We start from the raw sequence: 18950 nt of genomic DNA on the forward strand, positions 1-18950 counted from the left end.
AAATTGGGTTTGGGGTCCTGTTTCGGCAGGGCTGCCGGAAGAGGAGGGGGATGCGTCTTGGGTCAGGTGGCTGATCCGTGGGACTTCTTCGCGGCGCGGCTCGCGGAGTTGCTGCGAGCGTCCGGGCTAACGCAGATCAAGGCCGCCGAACTGGCCAGCCGCCAGTCAGTCGGCCCGGGGGCCCCTCCGGTCATGATCACGAACGGGCAGATCAGCGCCTGGGTCAGGCGCGAGAACCGGCCTTCGCAGACGGCCTTGAAGCAGTTGGCACGCGTCCTGATCGAGCGTGCCCGCCGGATCGACACGCGCCTGGTGAGCGAGGGGAAGGGCCCGCGGACATATGCCGAGGGGCTGCTGGACGAGCGGATCTGGCCGAAGTGGCTCCAGGCAGCCCACGGCCCGGCCGCGCCCGCCGGCCTGCCGACCGTACGCGTGGCCGACCCGACGGCCCTGGGCGTGCACCGCGCCGCCGCGGTCAGGTCACACCCAGTGTCCGCCGCCGAGGAGCACCGACGCGGCGGTCGGCTGACCCCCTATCTGATACGCGAGCACGACCGCCGGCTGAGGGACTACCTGGCCGCCGCCGCGCAGGGCGGTCCGTCGGTGTTCGCCCTCCTGCTCGGCGAGTCGACCACCGGCAAGACCCGAGCCCTGTACGAGGCAGTCTTGGAGCAGGCACCCGACCACCCGCTGCTGCACCCCGCGGATGCTGAAGACCTGCAACAGCTCCTCACGGACGGCGCCGTCGTACCGGGCACCGTTCTGTGGCTCAACGAGACGCAGCGTTACCTCCAGGGCAACGCCGGATCGGTCATCGCCAAGCAGCTCATCCGCTGTCTTACCCAGGTGCCAGGCATCGTGATGGTCGGCGCCATGTGGCGTACGCCGTACTTCACCGACTTCACCGCTCAGGGCCGAACCCTCGATCCCGGACCGACCCGCGACCTGCTCGACGTCCAAGCGCTGGTCCTAGACGTACCCGACGCCCTCACCCCTGAAGAGTGCGGGGAACTGCTCACGCAGGTAACGGGTGGACTGACGGACGCACGGATTTCCGACGCGCTCAACGCGGGCACCAAAGACGGGAGGAGGGTGATCCAGCACCTCAGCGGCGGTCCAGAACTCCTGGCCGCATATCGCAACGGCACACTGTTCACCCCGGTCGAACACGCGCTGATCACCGCCGCACTGGACTTGCGCCGCCTAGGCCACAATCAGCCGATCCCTACACAACTGCTCGCCAACGCAGCCGACGGCTACCTGACCGGACGCACACGACCGAGCAACCCCGACTGGGCGGCCGCCGCACTGGACGACGTAACCCGCGGATATCGAGCCGGCGATCCCAATAATCGAACAGACGTCCGGCGTGCACTTACCGCCTTGACCCGACACGTCGCTCGCTCCGGCACCCCGGCCGCCTTCGAACCAGCGGACTACCTCGACCAACACACTCGCCGTGACCGCGAGGACGAAATGGGGCCGCCCACTCTCTGGAACGCCCTCACAAGCGGCACCACCGACCCGGCAGACCTCCATCGGCTCGCCAAAGCTGCCCAAGCACGAGGATTCTTCAAACCAGCCGTCACCCTCTACCGCAAGGCAATCAGGGGAGGAGCACCACGGGCGGCAGCTGGTCTCGTTCTCCTCCTCGTCGACCGCCACCTAGACCCTGAGCATCACGCAGCGCGTTGGGTAGCCGGGCATGCCGACCTGACCGACCCAGTTGGCGTGGCTGAACTGCTGATGGCACTAAAAGATGTCGATGAGGAGGCGATGCAACGGCTGCTGGCACGGCAACCTGCCACCCAGACTCATCTCACCGACACGTTCGGCGTTGCCATTTTGGTGCTGACCCTGTCGTTGGTCGGAGCCGAGCAGAGCCTGAAAGTGCTAGCGGCGCGGGTCAGCCCCCAAACCGACCTGACCGTCCCGTCGCACGTCGCGAACCTTCTGATTGCGCTGAGGCGGGTCCGGGCGGAAGAGGCGGTTCAGGGGGTGCTGGCACAGCAGCCCGCCAACTGTGTCGACCTGACCAGCCCGTACCCGTATGGCATCGTCAGTCTGCTGTCAGCGCTGAGGGAGGCCGGGGCGGAAGAGGCGGTGCAGCAGCTGGCCACGCGAGTGGGTGCCCACGCCGAGGTGACCAGCGCGTACGGCATGGACAAGCTGCTGTTAGCACTGAGGGAGGCTGGGGCGGAAGAGGCGGTGCGACAGCTGGCAACGCGAGCCGCCACCCGCGGTGACCTGACCAGCCCATCTGCCACCGCCGAAACACTGAGGGCCCTAAAGGAGATCAAGGCGGAGCGGATGCTGGGGCAACTGGCGGCGCGGGCCGGTGCTCACGTTGAACTGACCAGCGGGGTTGGCCTCTCCAACCTGCTGTTCGCCCTGAAGGAGGTTGGGGCGGAAGGGGCAGCAGTACAACTGGCCACGCGAATCGGCGCCCACGCCCACGTGACAAGCTCGATAGGCGTCGCCCACCTGCTGATGGCGCTGAAGAAGATCGGGGCGGAAGAGGCGGCGCGACAACTGGCGACCCGAGCCGCAGCCCACGCCGGCCTGACCAACCCGTTCGGCGTGACTCGGCTGCTGTCAGCACTGAAGGAGGTCGGGGCGAAAGAGGCAGCGCAACGACTTCTGGCGCGGCAACCTGCTGCCCACGCTGCCCTGACTGACGCGGGAGGTATCGCTGAGCTGCTGTCGGTGCTGGCGGAGGAGAGGGAGGAAGAGGCGGTGCAACGACTAGCGGCAGTTGCCAGCACCCACGTCGTCCTTTCCGATCTACCCGGGGTTGCCAGCTTGCTCCTTGCATTGAAGGAGGTTGGGGCAGGTGAGGCGGTACAACGACTGCTGGCGCGGCAACCCGCTGCCCACACCCGACTCACCAGCCTTTCAGGCATCCCCCACCTCGTCTCAGCGCTGAAGGAGGTCAGCACAAGGGAAATCGCAGCGAAGGGCGAACAGACCCTCCTGGGCCGGGCGATGAACGCCGGCGTTGGGGACGTGAACCTCATTCCGCGATACGGGCGAGAAACGGACGGCCGCACCGCAGGTCCGTGGACGTGGGGTGATCTTTTCAACGGCTTGGTGCAGGACGCACCACGGCCCGACGCCTGCCCCTGACCCCAGTGGCGGACGGCCTCGTCGAGACTGCCAACGTCCCGAGGTTGCGGCCACAAACCGCTGGCCATGGAGAGCAAGCTGCCGAGCTCCGGTTCGCCGCGTCGCGGCCGTCGCGACCTGAGGCGTGAGGGTCCTCTTTTAGGCGCTGCCTGAGGTCTCCTCGTCTGCGGCAAGGAGCAGGCGCTGGGCGGTGCGCTCGCCGACGGCGTACAGGGCGGCGATCTCGGCGGTAGTGGGCAACCTAGCCTCTCCCTTGGCGGCTAGGGCAAGTGCTGTGGCGATCTCGGCGACACGGGGATCTGAGCGGCGCCGGGGCGCCCGGTCCTTTGAACCGTGCGGACGGCCGGCACCGGTCAGGTGCGGATGGTGACGTCGATCGCCTGCGCTGAGCCTTGTTTCGAGGTCGGCTCGGCGGTACCAGGTGCGCCCGTGCCGGTGAACGACGGGGAGATACCCATCCGTCCCGTAGTCCCGGACGGTGGAGGCCTTCGTCTTCAGGACGGTCGCGGCCTCCTGGTCCGTCAGCAAATCCTCTGGATGCTCCTCCCCCGCTGCCACCGCGGGGGGCCACATGCCTTCGTCGTCCGCACCGGTGGTCGCTGTGGGACCGGCATGACCGGCAGTGCCGTGCCAGGAGGCGCCTGCGAGGAAGGCACGGGCCTGTTCCTCGTCGTAGAGCCGAAGGCGTCCACCCTCGTTGACCAGCGGCACCCGTGCGCGCAGCCGCTGGCCTTCATTGCGCTGCCAGGTCTTGAGCACCGTCTTCCGCTCGGCGGCAATGTCTGCCTCGGTCAGGGTGGGGCGGCCGCGCGGGATCATCGCGTTGCTCCTTGCTCGTACGGGGCCGCGCACGGCCGGTAGAAGGGGTGGTGATGTGGATAGACTGCCGCACATGTCGCTCTCCTTCGGGAGTTGCTGACGGGTGGGGGCCAGTGGGTACCGCCGTCTTCGCTTCGTGCGGGGTCGGACCGCTGGCCCCCGGCACGTTTCCGGGCGGCCGCCGCGTCGGCCCTGCCCGCGCACGACGCACGGCGGCGCCCCGGGTCTTCACCCGGGGCGCCGCCTCATGTCTGCGCCGGATCACGCCGTCTGGGCCGCGACCTCCGCCGCAGCCGTGCGCCAGGCACGGACGGCAGCGAAACGCGTCCCCTCGACCTGGCTGCGGAATCGGTCTTCCGCCATGTCGGCGATCTGCCAGTCGGACAGGTGGAACCGGGCGGCAGCGACGGCGTAGTGGGCCGCGACGGCTCCGGCGACGGTGTCGAGGGCACGCAGGTCTACGTCCTCCACCGGCACCGGCTCCGGCACCCCGAAGGTGACGTCCCGCTGCCGCTCAGCCAGGAGCACCAGGGCCCGCTCCAGGACGTCGGACGCGTGGTGCCAACCGTCCGCGTAGTGCAGCAGGGCGACGACCGCTTCCACCACGTGCCCCACCTGCGGCAGAGGGGCGCCGACGGCAAGGGGATTCCCGCCTCGCTCCCACTGGGCGGAAGGGTCCGTCTGGCAGGTGAGGCACTCGACCAGAACGTCGGCGAAGTCCGACGGAACCGCGTCCTCGTCCAGGACGAGCCTCTGCCCGTCGTCGCCGACCACGAGTTCGTGGCCGTCGTGTTCGGCGAGGACGTCCTCGATCTGACGGCCGTTACGGACGGCCGTCAGGTGGCCGAGGAGGATCTCCTCGCCGCGCGCGGCGTCGCGCGCCCCAGCGTCGGGGTTCTCGACCACGGCGTGCGCCTCGTAGTCGTGCTCGACGTCCCACTCAGCCCGTTCACCCAACGGGTAGAGGGCCAGCCTCCACCAGCCCCCCGACTCGCGGGCGAGGGCCGGGTGTCGCACATCCTGACCGACGAGCTTCTCCAGCTCGGCACCCAGCTCGTCCCAGGGGAGCCAGGGGTTGTACATCCAGCCGTCGAGGTCGAAGCCGGGCTGGTGGTCCACGAGGACGTAGCCGCGCCCGACGCGCCGGACCGGGCGCAGGGCGCAGGCCGCGCCGTCGACGGCGGTCTGAAAGAGCAGGTGGGTCGGTCCGTCCGTCGGACAGTCGCTCCAGATACTCGCGACGTGCTCGGCGATGAGGCCGAGTGAAGCGGTGACGCGGGTGTCGTCGCCGGTGAAGGCCATGACGTCTCCTTGATGCTGACGGGTTCTCGTCCGCCGGGAAGGGCGGGTACCGACCACCCTCCCGACATCAAAAACATTACGGCATCAAGAGACAACGGGGCTACATCCAACCCCGTCGGGTCACCCGAATGGGTTACCGATGCAGACGGCGGCTCGACCAGGCCGCCGGGAGGCCGTCCCCGCCCCGCCACACCAGGTACACGAAGGGACGCGTCGTGCGCGCGGACACCTCGCCCGCGCTCCCGGCCGGCCCGCACCACACCGCCAGCGTCTCCGCGGTCCGGCCCGAGTCCCCGTCTTCGCCCGCCTCCAGGCGCAGGCACCCGGGCACCCCGGTCGCCTTCGTGACGGTGCCGTGCACCTCCCAGCCGCCGGCCGCCTGGGGGTTCACTACGAGGTCGGCCGTCCCGGCGTCCTCCGCGTTCCCAGCCACCAGACGCAGCTCGTACGGCGGCACGGCGGACCCGGTGGCTCCCGCCGGAGCGGCGAGTCCGAGCACCGCGAGGAAGGCGATCAGGCCGGCTGCGGCACGGCTGGCGAAGGTGGGCTTCATCAAGGTCTCCCGTCCGGCCGCTCTCGGTCGGCGGCCCAGGTCTTGATCAACCCGCCCAGCCGACCCGCAGGCACGGCCCCTGCAGGGTGACCGCGAGCGCTGCCGCATGACGGCGAAGGGCCCGGCGCGAAGGCCGGGCCCCAGGGGCGCTGTTCAGAACACCAGGACGTGGGTGATGACGATCTGCGGCGGTTCCTCATCGCGGCTGATGACGTACTCGGCGATCCCTAGCTCCCCCTCCGCCCCGAGCGGGAGACGGCGCTGCTGCGGGCGCCGCGGCGACGCCGTGCTCCCGGGAACCATGCCGCCCAACTCTCCGATGGTGACCATCGCGGCCACGATCGCGCCGAAGAGTTCCAGCGACAGCCTCGGGTCCATCATCAGCTGGGAGACGGTCTCGGACAGCACGCACGGCAGGCTGTCGTCGTACGGATCAGTCAACGGGAAGCCCCGCCGCCCGACGTCGCGCCAGGAGGTCGTCCAGCGAGACCGTGGGCACCGTGCCGGCCAGCACCGCGTCGGCCCGCCCGTCGGCCTCCGGGTCGGTGTCGAGCATCGCCTGACCCCACCAGCGCAGGAGCACACCCTTGGCCTGTTCCGGGGTCGCGGCCAAAAGTTCACGGTAGAACTCCATCCGACGCGGGCCATCCAGCGCTGCCGCGATCCCCTCCGCGTTGCGCGGAACCCGCTCGGGTTCATGCTGGTGTATCGGCTGTGCGGTCATCGCCCGCCCCTTTCCCTCTGACCCGAGTCTGCCTTGCCGACACGGGCGCGGTCGACCGCCTGCGCAGGAACAGCAGCCTGCCCCGGGGCCGCGAAATACTCCCGGGCGGCGGCGTCGGTATGCGCGTTGGTGTCTGCGAGCACTCCGGCGAGCCGGTAGATGGCTCCTTGATCACGTCGTGCCTCCTTGAGGGGTTGCGGTCGGGGCCCCGGCCGTGTCGGGCACGGCCGGGGCGGGTGCCGTCAGCCGGGGATCAGGCGCGGGCCATGCTGTCGAGGCGCATGTAGTGCTTGCGCACGGCGAGGGGGATGCCGCGTCCGGCGGCGCCCTGGCGGTTCTTGGCGACGATGAGTTCGACTTCACCGGGCTTGACCGGCTGGTCGTCCTCGTCCCGCTCTTCGTGAAGCAGCAGGACTGCGTTGCTGTCCTGCTCGATGGCACTGGACTCCTTGAAGTCCGACAGCAGCGGGCGGCGGCCGACGGCGCCGCGGTTGAACTGGCTCAGGGCGACGACTGGGGTGTCGAACTCCATGGCGATGACCTTCAAGCCCCGGCTGAGCGCGGCGACTTCCTGCGCCCGTACGGAGCTGGGTGCGTCCGGGGTGAGGAGCTGGAGGTAGTCGACGAGGATGAGCGCGGGAGCGTTGCCCTGGGAGGTCATGGTGCGGATGCGGGCGCGGAGCCGGGCGAGGGTCAGGCCCGGGGTGTCGTCGAGGATGAAGTTCTTCGCGTTCTCCATGCGCTTGGACACTTTGGCGAGCTTGTCCCAGTCACCTTCTTCGAGCTTGCGCTTCGTCAGCCGGTCCAGAGGGATCAAGGCCTCGGCCGCGGTGAGCCGGGCGATGATCTCCTTGCCGCCCATCTCCATGCTGGCGACCAGGACGGGCCGGCCCAGACGGAGGGCGACGTGCGCGCCCCAGTTGAGCATCATGAGCGTCTTGCCGCCGCCGGTCATGGCGCCGATGGTGATGAACATCGGGCCGGAGACCGTGAGGACCTCATCGAGGTCGTGCCACGGGCTGGAGATCGCGTTGGGGTCGGTCCCGGCTTCGAGCTGGTCGATGAACCCCTCCCATCGGTCGGCCACGGAAAGCTTCGCGGCCTCGGGGGTACCGGTCACCAGGCTCTGGAGCGTGGTTGTGGTCGCGGCGACGGCCTCGGCGGTGGTGACCGAGGCGGAGTAGCCCATCTCGATGAGCCGGGTGCCCTCGGCGATCAGGCGCCGGTCCTCGTACTTCTGCTTGACGATCTCGGCGTAGTAGGCGGCGTTTGCAGCGGTGGGTACGGACTGCACGAGGGTGTGGAGGTAGGAGCTCCCGCCGATCTTGGCGAGCTCGCCCCGCTGGTCGAGCGTGCGGCTCAGGACGATCGGGTCGATCTCCGTTCCCTCCCCGTACAGGTCGTGGATGGCACGGAAGATCGTTTCGTGCGAGGGGCGGTAGAACTCGTGCCCCTTGAGGATCTCGATGACCTCTGCGATGGCGGCCTTCGAGAGCGTCATCCCGCCCAGGACAGCGACCTCGGCTTCGGGGTCGTGGGGCAGCTTCCGCTCGATGAGATCGCCGCTCGGAGCGGTACGGAAGGTCTCCGGTACCGAGGTGGTGTCGTCAGCGCCTCTGCCGCGTGGGACCCTAGACATGCAGTTCTCTTCCTTCCTGAGGTTGAGTGCAGCGGCGGCGGCCGGGTTCTTAGCGGGAATCGGCCGCCGCTCGCGTTTCGCGTCGGTCAGCTGGCGACGGGGACCTGGGTGCAGGTGCATCGCGCGCCAAGGTCATCGGTCCAGCCAGACCCATAGCAGTCCTTGCATCCCGGATCCGGAGCACCAGCGGCCGTCACCTGACGCTGGCTGGGCACCTGACGGGTGCGCGTCCGGCTCGTGTGGCGGGGCAGCTCCTTGATCCGCTTCGTCAGCACCGACGGGAAGCTGTGGATCGCAGGACCACTCTGGTCGGTCAGCTCAGCGACGAGCTCCTCATCAAGAGCCCACCCCTGCGCGTCGATCGCCTCAGCAAGCAGAGGCGCGAGCTTCCTGGCCGTGGGACGACCCGCGCTCCATGGACGGGGAAGGTCCTGAAGGAACTCGTACGCCTCCGCGACAGCCTCGGCCGAGGGCTTGTTGTCGACGGAGTCGACACCCGCCTCCCCCTCCAGCGCCGCAGGCGCCAGCCGTGACTCCTGTGACACGAGGGGGTAGGGGGAGGGGGTTTCCACCCCCTCCGGGGGGTGTGGGGGGTAGCCAACCCATCCCATGGAAACCGCACCATCGGGCTGACCAGCACATCCGTTGATTTCCAACGGAGCGGAATCCAACGGATGACTGTTCGATCCGTTGGATTCTGAACGATCGGCCTGACCTGTACGTCCGTTGGAAATCGCAGTGTGGGTAATCGAACGGAACGAGGCATCCGTTGAAAATCCACGGGGCGGCCTGACCTGCGGCGATGCACCTCCGATGGTGCGTGCGTGGTCAGGGTTGTTGGCGGGGTTCCTGTAGACCATGAAGGCCCACCTGGGGCGCTTCGCCTGCGGGTCATAGCCGACCTGCTCGTGGCGGACGTGACCCGCCTTCTTGAGGCGGCCCATGACACCGCGGAGACGGCTCTCCCCCATCTTCCATCCGGTGGCCTTGAACTCCTCGGACAGTGCCTCCATGCTGGACGGCTGGTTCGGGTCCCGGAGGAGTAGCCGGATCAGAACGCCATAGTCCTCGGGCTGGAGGTCAGGGGCGTGCGCGAGACGGTGCGAGACGACGACTTCCTCTGGTGGCTCCCAAGCCGCCTGGATCGTCGATGCGGCGAATTCGCTGGGGGTCATCCCCTTCATCGCGAACCCGAGATGATCACGAGGTTGGTCATGCAGTACAACGTGCGTTCCTGTCCGCTATGTGGCGATAGCCACCCGCACGGACCGCTGCATCATCTACCGGAGCACTCACGGAGCTTTGTAGAGTAGATCGCGGCGCGTGGGGCTGCCTGGTGTGGGAACCGGGCGGCGTGCCTCACAGCTCTTGTAGGGCCCACTCGGTGTCTGGCGAGACGTTCATGAGTGGGAACGGTGGCCCGGGACGTCTCTGCGTCTCGGGCCGCTGGCTTTTAGGCGACGAGAGCCCCGTCTGCGGTCGACAGTCCCTTGGCCGAACGGATCGTCTTCACGCGCTCCGTGCTCAGCGTCGCCAGGGCCTCAGTCGGGCCGTTGATCAGGCTGGACGGCGAGATCCGCCAGTGGTCACCCAGGCGACCGAGGTCCGCGATCGTCCAGGCGCTCGTACCCTTCTGGCGCCGGCTCACGGTGTCAGTCGTCAGGCCTACCGCTGCGCCGAGCTCGGTCCAGGTTTCGCCCGTAACGTTCAAGATCGCGGCGACGCTCCCGCGGACCAGTGCTTCGACTTGATGGGCCGAGTTCTTTCGCACCGCTCCTCCTTCCATGCTCTCTGCCGTGTGAGACGACGTTTCGTCGTGTTGTGTAGGAAGTTATCTGATCATGGCGGGTGGAGCGCAACTGGTTCGTCCGCGTGTCTCGTTCTGACCTGCGGCGATCTGGGCAGGATTCACCCCTTTGGCTGCGTATCCCCCAAGAGCGTCAAGCCGTGGTCGGCGTGTCGAGACGGCCGCTGGGCGGCCCACCCGGACACAACGGATGCAGAGGTGTTGGTGCGGACGTGGGTGAAGCCGTGGGCGCGGTAGTAGCTTTGCAGCGCGGAGTTCGTGGACCAGGCGTCCAACCGGAGCCATGGCTCGCCCTGTACGGCAGCCTGGGTGCCCGCCCAATCGAGCAGGCGGGTGCCCAGCCCAAGGCCGGCATAGGCGCGATCAACCGCCAATTTGTGTACGTAAAGGGCGCCCTCGGCGACCTCTTCGGGCGTCCACAGGGCCTGGTCCGCGTCCCTGTCCAGGGTGATGGTGGCTGCGGCGTCCTTCTCCGGGTGCTCCTTGAGGAGGAAAACTTCGCCTCGGCCGATGGAGTTGAGGATGTGTTCCGCAGGGAAGGGCTTGGCCCACTGGTCGGTTCCCAGATGGGCGAGCCAGGTGGCGGCGTCGGTCCGAAACTTGATGAGCCGCGGCAGGTCGGATTCCACAGCAGGGACGAGGATCACGGGGCACCCCAGGGGATGCGCGGCAAGTCGGCCTCCTCGCGGCTCGTCTCGAAGACAATCACGTGCCGGTCGCCGGGAACGATGTTCACGGTGACCTGGATCGGGTTGCGGTCCGCGTCGAAGGACGTGGAGATGTGCTCGGCAACCGGGACGCCGGCGCCGAGGCTGAGTCGGTCAGCTTCGGTTGGCGTCGGCATTCGCAAGTAGAGCTCGTGGAACCCGTAGACGAGCTGGCCCCCGATGAGTTCACCCAGAACCGCGTCGGTGCCCCGTTGTACGTCGCCAGGGTGCATCCACTCCGTTCCCTGGACCAGGTCCAAGGCCACGTGGGAGTCATTGATGTTGTAGGCGATGCCGTCCAGGCGCCGGACCCGCCGCCTGGCTGCGGCGAGCTGGCCGTCCTTGAGCTTGAGTCGATCCTTGATCATCTTGCTCGGCTCGATGATCGAGACCTCGATGTCTTGGCTCGGAGCGCGGCCGTCCTCTTCTGCTACGAGATTGGTGAAGATGTCCACCTCGGGTGGCTTCTTCCTGAACTCGGCTTGAGGCCGGTAGACGAGGCGTTTGTGCTCGACGACGAAGTAGCCCTTCGGACGGCGAGCCTCGATCAGGCCCTCGTTCACGAGCGTGGCGAGGCCCTGGCGGACGGTCGCGCGGGCTCTCACGTCGTACTGCTCGATCAGTTCGCTCTCGGTGGGGAGCCGGGCGCCAGGCGGGTACGTGCCGTCAGTGATCTTCCTGCGGAGGTCATCCGCGATCCGCTGGTACACGGGTGAGGGCTTCATGAGGCTTATGTGTACCCCCGGGCGGAGTCATTGTCTAGTCAATGTAAATCGTTCTGCGCGCAGCTGATCTGACGGGCTGTCTGCCCTGACCTGCGACAACTTGATCGCCTGCCCGGGGGGTGCGGCCGAGAGGCAACTCGCTGGTCGCGCAGAGCGCTTGACGCCGCCTCACCTCCAATGTCATCTTCATCACCGCAAGGCTATTGTCTAGTCAATGCAAACAGACTGGATGAACTTCATTGCCTTGTGGATCCAGGAGTGACCTGTGCAACAACTCCATGTAAGGCCCCGGGCCAGATCCGGGAGGGCTAAGCGGAGTGCCGGCATGACTTGTCTGCCATCGGCTCCGGTCCTACGCAGAAGGGGGTCACAGCCCGGGCGCCGACGAATCACCTGTCATGGGTGAAGGAGCAATACGAGAAATAGACGTTTGCGCACAAACCCGGCAACTGGTGTGGCGGTTCATCCCGCCGCCCCCTGTCCGGGCCGCTGCCAGCCCAGCACCCCGGCCTAGCTGGCGTGGGTGCTGTGGCTGTGGCCGCCCGGCCACACCCCGCCTACCTCTACCGGCACCCCGCGGTGCCGGCCACTAGTGCCCCGCCTCACCTGACCAGGAGGATCGCATGACCACCACCGCCGTCTACCTCAAGGCCGCCGACGTCGCCTCCCGCGACGCCGCCTCCCTTATCGCCACCACCGACGCCGACGAGCGGGTCTGCCTGCTCGTCTCCCGCATCGCCCAGGGTCGCCGCGCGATCGCCGACCTGTCCACCCGCACCGACCTGACCGAGCAGGCCGCGGAGAACCTCGTCACCGCGACCGGCTACCTCGACCACGCCACGTCCAGCCTCAACCTCGACCCCGCCGAGAACATCCGTGCCCGCCGCTTCCTCGACGCCGCCGACGAGGTGATCGCCAGCGCCCGCACCCTGTGCTCCGCCGCGCTGAACGAGCGCCTGGACCGTCAGCAGGCCGAGCGCGACAAGGCCGACGCCGCCCGCTCCGCCCGCACCGCGCAGGAGCTCGCGGCCGAGGACGCGGAGGAGGTCCGGGAGCTGGTCCGCGTCGGAGTCAAGGAGCTGCTGCGGGCGCTGCCCGGCCTGCGCCGCTTCGGCCGGGTCCGCCCCACCAGCTGACCTCACCCGCCGGCCTTCCGGCACCGCACGTCCATCACGCACGAGACCCCCGAGCGGATTGCGCCCGCCGGGGGTCTCTTCGCGAATCCGCTCCACCCACCAGCAGCAGGAAGAAGAAGGAGTTCGCTATGACCATCATGGCCCACCGCGCCCTGACCCTGAACGCCGACGGCATCACCACCGACCTCCACGAGACCCTCGCCGAGGGCTGGTCGCTCGCCGAGGACGTCCGCGGCCTGGCCCGCCACGGGATCGACGTCGCCGTCACGGTGGACCCCACCTCCATCACGGCCGTCCTGACCATCGCCCCTCACGCCATCGCCGTGCTGCCCGCCCTGCTCCGCGAGATCGACCACGCCCGCCTGGACGAGTCCCGGGCCGGAGCGCCCGTCGTCCTCGGTTCCGTCTGCCAGGGCACGGTCAAGATCCGCCTCAAGATCCCCGTCGGTCTGATCCCCTCCCAGGTCGCCGCGCTGCTGCCCGCCCCGACCGCCTCGAAGGAGAACGACCGATGATCCGCCTGGTCTCCGCCGCCCGCCTGGCCCGCCTCACCGAGACGGCCCGCACCGCCGAAGCCCGGATCCGGGGCGCCCGCAAGGACGCCGAGAGCGCCGCGAAGCTCGCCGAGAGGGCCGTCGCCGACACCGAGCTGGTCGAGGACGCCTACCGGCGCCTGTGCGAGGAGAACGTCAACGCCCGCAAGGAGGCCGCCGACCGCGCCGCCGACGTCCGCCTCGCCGCGTTCGACATCGTCGCCGCCCTCCTGGACGACCGCCACGACGACGCCGGGCGCCGCCAGGAGCTGGCCCGGCTCCTGACCGCCCGCCGCGAACTCCTGGGCCTGGACGCCATGCCCCGCCCGATCTGGCGGCACGTCCTCGACCTCGCCCGCCGCGACGGCGAGCAGGACGAGCAGGACGAGGCGACGCCCGGCACCGGCGCCAGCCAGGCGCCCGCCACCCCCACCCCGTAGGCCGCACCGACCGGAGGTTCCCCCCGTGGCCCGCAAGCCCGCCACTCGCCCCCGCAAGGCACAGCGGCGCACCCCCGCCCGCCCCGTCCCCGCCGCCCTCCCGGCGGGGACGGGCGCGGTGCCCCGCCCCTCCCTCCCCGCCGACGACCAGCCGACCCCGGCCGGTGAAGCCCCGCATACGGCCGGCGCCGGGGCTCCCGAGTACCTCGACCTTGAGATCGCCGCTGCGCGGATCGCCGACGTACGGGACCGCGCCGCCGACCTCGCCGACCTCGCCCGGGAGAAGGCTGCGGCCGACTCGGCCCGCCGGCTGGCCGAGGCCGCCGCCCTGGCGGCCAAGACCATCGCGGACGCCGACGAGAAGGCCGGGCAGCTCACCACCGCCGCCCAGGCCGAAGCCGACCGCCTCAACGGCCAGGCCCAGGCCGCGCACTTGCAGATGGTCTCCGCCGAGGAGCGGCGCGCCCTGTACGAGGAGGCAGCCGCCCGCTCCCGCGTCTACGTCGAACTCGCCGACGGACGCGCCGCCAGCAGCCTGGAGGAGGTCCGCCGCCACCTGGAGGTCGTGGAGGACCTGCGCGGGCAGGCCGCACACCTCGGCCGGCAGGTCGCGGCCGCCCGTACGGAGCTGGAGCAGCAGGCCAGCACCCACGAGGCTGCCCTCGACCTCCAGGCTCGCACCGCCCGGGTGGAGCTCGCCGAAGAACTGGGTGCTGCCCGCCAGTCCGGGTTGGAGCAGCTCCGCCGCGACACCGAGGCCGCGCTCAGCAGCGCCCGCGAGGAGGCGGAGGAGGTGATGGCTCGCGCCGAGGAAGCCGCCAGCGCGGTGCGGGCCAAAGCCGCCGAAGCGGCCAAGGCGATCCACGCTTCTGCCCGCCAGGACGCCGAGGCGCTGCGGGAGGCTGGTCGCGAGCAGGCGGCCGAACTCCTTACTCGCGCCGCGGCGGAAGCCCGGGCGTTGAAGGAGGCGGCGGTCCAGGCTGCCGCCGATAGCAGGGCCTCCGCCGAGAAGCGGGCAACCGACCTGTTCCAGGCGGCCCGGGAGAAGGCCGGCGAAGTCCGCAGGGCTGCCGACGCCCACGCGGCCGAGGTCCGCCGCCAGGCCACGCTGGCCGAGAAGGACCTCGTGGCCCGGATCGCGGAGGTGGCCGGGCGGGAGCGGGAGGCGGCCCGGTTGCTGGCCGTGGCCGAGGAACGCGACGCCAAGCAGGCCCGCCGTACGGAGGCGAGCGAGAAGGTGTGGCAGGCCGCCCCGTGGGCCGCGCTCGCCGCCGGGGTCGGCCTGGCCGCCTCGGGCGAGTTCCAGCTCGCCCAACTCGTCGGCTTCGACTGGCGGGTGGCGTGGCTGCTCCCGGCCTCCATCGACATCTACGCGGTGACCGCCTTCAAGCGGAAGCGGGACGTGAAACCGGCGCTGTCGATCATGGCCGCCTCGAACCTCGCCTACCACCTCGCCGAGCGGTACGGGGTCCACGGCCCGGAGGGCGAGAAGATCGTCCTCGCGCTCACCGCGCTCGTGGTGATCACCTTCGTGGCGATCATCTGGAGGGTCCACGTCCTCCTCGACGGGCACCACGGATCCGGTGAACAGGAGCTGCCCGCATCCGGTAATCCGGACCCCGCCGTATCCGGTAACCGATCCGGTACTCCGCAGGTCACCGCATCCGGTAACCCGTCCGGTAACCCGTCCGGTGAAGCATCCGGTAATCCGTCCGGTAGCCGCTCCGGTAGTCCGTCCGGTACCGCATCCGGTAACGGCTCCGGTAGCTCGTCCGGTACCGCATCCGGTAGCCGGTCCGGTGAAGCACCCGGTAACCCGTCCGGTAGCGGCTCCGGTAACGGGTCCGGTGACGGGACGGCCAAGCCCACCGCTACCGGAGGCGGCAAGCCAGGCGCATCCGGTAAGAGGCGCGGCCCCGCACCCATCACCCCCGAGGTACGGGAGCAGATCCGCACCCGGGTCCGGAACCTCCTCGCCACCGCCGAGGAGATCTCCCACGCCCAGATCGCCCGCGACTTCAACCTCGACCCGGTCGCCGGACCCGAGTACGTCCGCAACCAGGTCCGCGCCGTGAGCAAGGAACTGGCCCGCGCTTGAGCCACCAACCCCGCTGAGGCCCGTCACCACCTGCCAGGCACCGCCGCCGGCCCCGGTGACGGGCCTCACCTGCACCCACACCATGGAGGACCCCAGTGAGCCCCGACCGCTGGACCAGCGACCTCCTGCTCACCGAGCAGGGCAGCAAGATGTACGCCGACCAGATCCGCCAGATCTTCCGCGCCTACGGCCTGGACTTCCGAGCCCTGGCCGACGAGGTGCACGGCCACCTGGTGGAGGTCCCGATCGACGGCGACGGCCGCCTGGCCGCCCGCCTGCACGCCTGGCAGATCTCCCGCCACCTGCGGGACATGGCCAAGCACGCCCAGGCCATCATGGACGCCGCCAAGGCGCTGGAGACCGCCTACCGCAAGGGCCGCATCGAACTCCCGCAGACCCGCCTGGACAAGGCCGAGAGGAAGGCCCTCCACAAGGCCAGCAAGCACCTGACCGCCTCCCCGTCGGGGGTGGTCAACCAGGTCGCCGCGGCCGCCTCGACCGACCAGGCCGGGCTCGTGCCCGCCCAGCAGCAGCCCGCGCAGCCGTCACAGCCCGTGATGCCGCTCGCCTCGCTGTTCAAGGTCGCGGAGTGAACGCCGCCCGGCGGGCCGCCCGCACCCGCGCCAACCACGCAGCGTTCTGGAACGCCCGCCAGCAGTCGGCGAAGACGAACAAGGAGTTCGCCGGGCTCATGGTCGAGTACGCCAAGTCCACCGCGAAGAAGAAGGCCGACCGGGACAGCGGCGCCACCGAGAACCCCGACGACCACGCGGTCTGGCGGGAGCTGTCGGAGCTGCTTCACACCTGGGCGCAGCGTCACATCACGTAGTTACTGCGCACGCCCGACTTGTTGTTGTTGCCACCCGGCCCCGGGCCTCCCGGGGCCCAAGGCGCGCGCGCGACGCGCGCGCGTGAGGCTCCCATCACCCCTCACTCAGTGTCAACCCCCTCCGAGGGAGGTCTTCATGACGGATCAGCAGTCCGGCCCCCCTGACGAGGGCCGGGTCATCCCCTTCCCGGCCGTCGGATTCAACCCGCCCACCACGAGCACCCCGACCCCCGAGACGCCCGCGCCGGCCGCCGCCACCGCGACCGCCACCCGACCGGAACCGGAATCCGACGGCGCGTTCCCCACGCTCATCGCCCAGGCCCTGGTACCGCCGCTCGCCTTGTCCTTACCGGACCTGCCCACCACAGGCAGTGACGACCCGGCAGGGGTGGCCCTGGCCGCCGAAGCCCCCGCCGACACCGCCCAGGGGCAGCACATGACCCTGCGGGACGGCGCCACGCTCTCCGTCTTGGTCGCCTCCGCCGTCGCCGTCGCGTGCCTGCGCGGCAGCGTCGCGGTCGTCTCCTGGATGAAGGCCCGCGCCGACCACCACAAGGCCATCGCCGAGAAGGCCGCCGGGAAGGCCGCCAAGACCACCGCGGCCGCCGCCCGGGTGCCCTCGGGCCCCGAGTACGGGAAGAAGGCCACCGCACCCGGCGGTGGCGGTTCCCGAGGTGGCGGCGGGGGTGGGGGCTCGAAGGGCGGGGGCGGGGCGGGCCGTTCCGGCGGGACCGCCCCGGCCGCCCACCGGTCCGGCGCCTCGCCGTTCGGGAAGGCCGCCAACGGCAAGGGCGTCTCCCCCGCCGCCCAGGTCAAGAAGAACTCCCCCGGCGGAACGGCCCCTGGTGGGGGCACGGGCAAAGAGAAGAAGCCGAAGGCGCCCAAGGCCTCGCCGACGGGGGACTCCTCCACCAGCTCGGACACCGGCAAGGAGAAGGCGCCGCGCGGGGCGAAGGGATCGAGGCTGCGCCTGCCCCGCCGCCGCAAGAACAAGGCCGCGGGCGCGGAGGGCACGGGCGGCACGTCCGGCTCCGGGTCCGGCGGGAAGACGAAGCCGTCCTCCGGAAAGGCCGGCTCCGGCTCCAAGCCCGGCAAAGGCCCCAAGGCCGGGAAGGGCAGCGGCGGCAAGGGCGGGTCCGCGCCGACCCCGAAGAAGGGCAAGGGCAAGGGGCCCAAGGGCGGTCCGAAGAAGACGTCCGCGCCCGGCTCGACGTCCGGGCCGAAGAAGAAGCCGAAAGGCTCGAAGAAGTCGCCGACCTCCGGCAAGCGGTCGTGGGTGCGGCGTGGCGCCGCGCAGCTCAAGCGCGGAGCGAGCAAGGCGTCCTCGCTCACGGTCCGGGCCGCGAAGTCGAAAGCGGCCCGCAGCACGGCCCGTAGCGCGGGCCGGGCCGGGAAGTGGGCGTGGCGCACCTCGGGGAAGGTCGGCAGGAACGGCCTGACGGCTGCGAACCGGCACCGCAAGAAGGCGACCGGCTGGGCGCGTTCGGGGTGGTCGCGGGTCAAGGACCGGGCCGAGGTCCGCTGGGAGAGCTGGCAGAACAAGCGGCGGGCCGCCACAGGGCCACCGCCTCCCCCGCCCGGGCCGCCAGGCCCCGCAGGCCCGCCTCCCCCTCCACCGGGAGGCCCTGCAGGGCCTCCTCCGCCCTCTGGACCGCCCCCGGGCCCGACGGGGCCGCCTCCTCCGTCGGGGCCGCCACCAGGCCCTACAGGGCCGCCTCCTGGTCCGCCTCCGCCGCCCGGCGGCCCCGGCGGTCCCGGAGGGCCGCCGCCCCCTCCCCCGCCTCCGCCCGGGCCGGGGCCGTCGGGTGGTCCGTGGGCCGGGCACAGCGTGCCCAAGCCGCCGCCCGGCATGGCCCCCGACCCGCCCACCGTGACCCTCACCCGCATCCCGCCCGACCCGCCGAAGCCGGCGCCCGCTCCGGCCGGCGCGCTCGGGCCGTCACCGAGCAGGCCTGCACTCGAACCCGCCCCCTCAGGAGGCGCCCCCATGCACAGCTCTGACGCCCCGGTCGTCGCCGGTATGGCGATCACCGGATGCTTCACCGGCACCGGCACCGGCGGCCAGGGCGCCGCCCTGGAGCCCGCAACCGGCGGCACGGGCAACATCCTCGACCTGGTGCCCATCGCCTACGACTTCGGCGACAGCGACCTGACCATCTACGACCTGATCGCCTCCGACGCCGACATCGCCGTCGAGGTCCTCGCCCGCGTCGAGGAAGCCCGCCACGACGCCGAGGCCGCGAAGAAGCTCTACACCCACCTGTCGAACCTGCTGGTCGAGATCAACCGGCTGAAGATCCCCGGCGCACTGCGGGGGCACGCGCTGCGGCTGATGGAGAACGCCGAGGAGATCCGCAAGAACGCCCTCGCGCTGAACGCGGCCCTGCCCCAGGCGTCCGAGGCCATCGCCACCGCCGGGAACAAGGCCGCCTACCGGCACCAGGAGCTGGCCGACCTCACCCGCGACCACGGGCACGCCGCCCCCGCCGAGCGCGAATACCACCAGGAGTAG

At 70.3% G+C, this 18950-nt stretch carries 18 protein-coding genes; 8 read left to right on the forward strand and 10 right to left on the reverse strand.

The window, feature by feature from the left end; genetic code table 11:
• Positions 1-57: 57 nt before the first annotated feature.
• Complete coding sequence (locus ACZ5NJ_RS34060) at positions 58-3126, forward strand: helix-turn-helix domain-containing protein (RefSeq protein ID WP_468770166.1); 3069 nt, start codon at positions 58-60, stop codon at positions 3124-3126.
• Positions 3127-3264: 138 nt separating this feature from the next.
• On the opposite strand, the gene ACZ5NJ_RS34065 is transcribed toward ACZ5NJ_RS34060, so the two are convergent.
• The 10 genes from ACZ5NJ_RS34065 to ACZ5NJ_RS34110 all read right to left on the reverse strand — a co-directional run bounded on the left by ACZ5NJ_RS34065 (position 3265) and on the right by ACZ5NJ_RS34110 (position 11387).
• On the reverse strand, positions 3265-3945 hold the full coding sequence (locus tag ACZ5NJ_RS34065; RefSeq protein ID WP_468770168.1) for a hypothetical protein: 681 nt from the start codon (positions 3943-3945) through the stop codon (positions 3265-3267).
• Between the two features lie 261 nt (positions 3946-4206).
• The gene (locus tag ACZ5NJ_RS34070) at positions 4207-5247 is read right to left on the reverse strand and encodes a hypothetical protein (RefSeq protein ID WP_468770169.1); all 1041 of its coding nucleotides are present in this window, start codon (positions 5245-5247) and stop codon (positions 4207-4209) included.
• 133 nt (positions 5248-5380) lie between these two features.
• Positions 5381-5800, reverse strand: coding sequence for a hypothetical protein (locus tag ACZ5NJ_RS34075; RefSeq protein ID WP_468770170.1), 420 nt, complete (start codon positions 5798-5800; stop codon positions 5381-5383).
• 153 nt (positions 5801-5953) lie between these two features.
• On the reverse strand, positions 5954-6208 hold the full coding sequence (locus ACZ5NJ_RS34080; protein WP_468770171.1) for a hypothetical protein: 255 nt from the start codon (positions 6206-6208) through the stop codon (positions 5954-5956).
• A 25-nt stretch (positions 6209-6233) separates the two neighbouring features.
• A complete protein-coding gene (locus ACZ5NJ_RS34085; protein ID WP_468770172.1) occupies positions 6234-6524 on the reverse strand; it encodes a hypothetical protein in 291 nt (96 codons plus the stop codon).
• Between the two features lie 253 nt (positions 6525-6777).
• Positions 6778-8163: a replicative DNA helicase gene (locus tag ACZ5NJ_RS34090; RefSeq protein ID WP_468770174.1), complete on the reverse strand. Its 1386-nt coding sequence runs from the start codon at positions 8161-8163 to the stop codon at positions 6778-6780.
• A gap of 86 nt (positions 8164-8249) precedes the next feature.
• The gene (locus ACZ5NJ_RS34095; RefSeq protein ID WP_468770175.1) at positions 8250-9338 is read right to left on the reverse strand and encodes a hypothetical protein; all 1089 of its coding nucleotides are present in this window, start codon (positions 9336-9338) and stop codon (positions 8250-8252) included.
• Positions 9339-9616: 278 nt separating this feature from the next.
• Positions 9617-9934, reverse strand: a complete 318-nt coding sequence (locus ACZ5NJ_RS34100) for a helix-turn-helix domain-containing protein (RefSeq protein WP_468770176.1) — start codon at positions 9932-9934, stop codon at positions 9617-9619.
• Between the two features lie 137 nt (positions 9935-10071).
• Positions 10072-10599 carry a GNAT family N-acetyltransferase gene (locus ACZ5NJ_RS34105; RefSeq protein WP_468770177.1) on the reverse strand — a complete coding sequence of 176 codons (528 nt, stop codon included), beginning with the start codon at positions 10597-10599 and terminating at the stop codon, positions 10072-10074.
• A 14-nt stretch (positions 10600-10613) separates the two neighbouring features.
• Positions 10614-11387 carry a GntR family transcriptional regulator gene (locus ACZ5NJ_RS34110; RefSeq protein WP_468770179.1) on the reverse strand — a complete coding sequence of 258 codons (774 nt, stop codon included), beginning with the start codon at positions 11385-11387 and terminating at the stop codon, positions 10614-10616.
• 638 nt (positions 11388-12025) lie between these two features.
• On the opposite strand from ACZ5NJ_RS34110, the gene ACZ5NJ_RS34115 reads away from it, so the two are divergent.
• The 7 genes from ACZ5NJ_RS34115 (at position 12026) to ACZ5NJ_RS34145 (ending at position 18950) form a co-directional block, all read left to right on the forward strand.
• Positions 12026-12538: a hypothetical protein gene (locus tag ACZ5NJ_RS34115; RefSeq protein WP_468770181.1), complete on the forward strand. Its 513-nt coding sequence runs from the start codon at positions 12026-12028 to the stop codon at positions 12536-12538.
• Positions 12539-12666: 128 nt separating this feature from the next.
• Positions 12667-13053, forward strand: a complete 387-nt coding sequence (locus ACZ5NJ_RS34120; protein WP_468770182.1) for a hypothetical protein — start codon at positions 12667-12669, stop codon at positions 13051-13053.
• Positions 13050-13511: a hypothetical protein gene (locus tag ACZ5NJ_RS34125; protein WP_468770183.1), complete on the forward strand. Its 462-nt coding sequence runs from the start codon at positions 13050-13052 to the stop codon at positions 13509-13511. Before ACZ5NJ_RS34120 ends, ACZ5NJ_RS34125 begins: the two co-directional genes overlap by 4 nt.
• A 25-nt stretch (positions 13512-13536) precedes the next feature.
• Positions 13537-15609 (forward strand): hypothetical protein, encoded by a 2073-nt coding sequence (locus tag ACZ5NJ_RS34130; RefSeq protein ID WP_468770185.1) that lies wholly within the window; start codon positions 13537-13539, stop codon positions 15607-15609.
• 95 nt (positions 15610-15704) lie between these two features.
• Positions 15705-16202 (forward strand): hypothetical protein, encoded by a 498-nt coding sequence (locus ACZ5NJ_RS34135; RefSeq protein ID WP_468770186.1) that lies wholly within the window; start codon positions 15705-15707, stop codon positions 16200-16202.
• A complete protein-coding gene (locus ACZ5NJ_RS34140; RefSeq protein ID WP_468770188.1) occupies positions 16199-16438 on the forward strand; it encodes a hypothetical protein in 240 nt (79 codons plus the stop codon). The genes ACZ5NJ_RS34135 and ACZ5NJ_RS34140 overlap by 4 nt, the downstream gene beginning before the upstream one ends.
• Positions 16439-16574: 136 nt before the next feature.
• Positions 16575-18950 (forward strand): hypothetical protein, encoded by a 2376-nt coding sequence (locus ACZ5NJ_RS34145; protein ID WP_468770189.1) that lies wholly within the window; start codon positions 16575-16577, stop codon positions 18948-18950.

This window comes from Streptomyces sp. NPDC032091 (assembly GCF_055580265.1).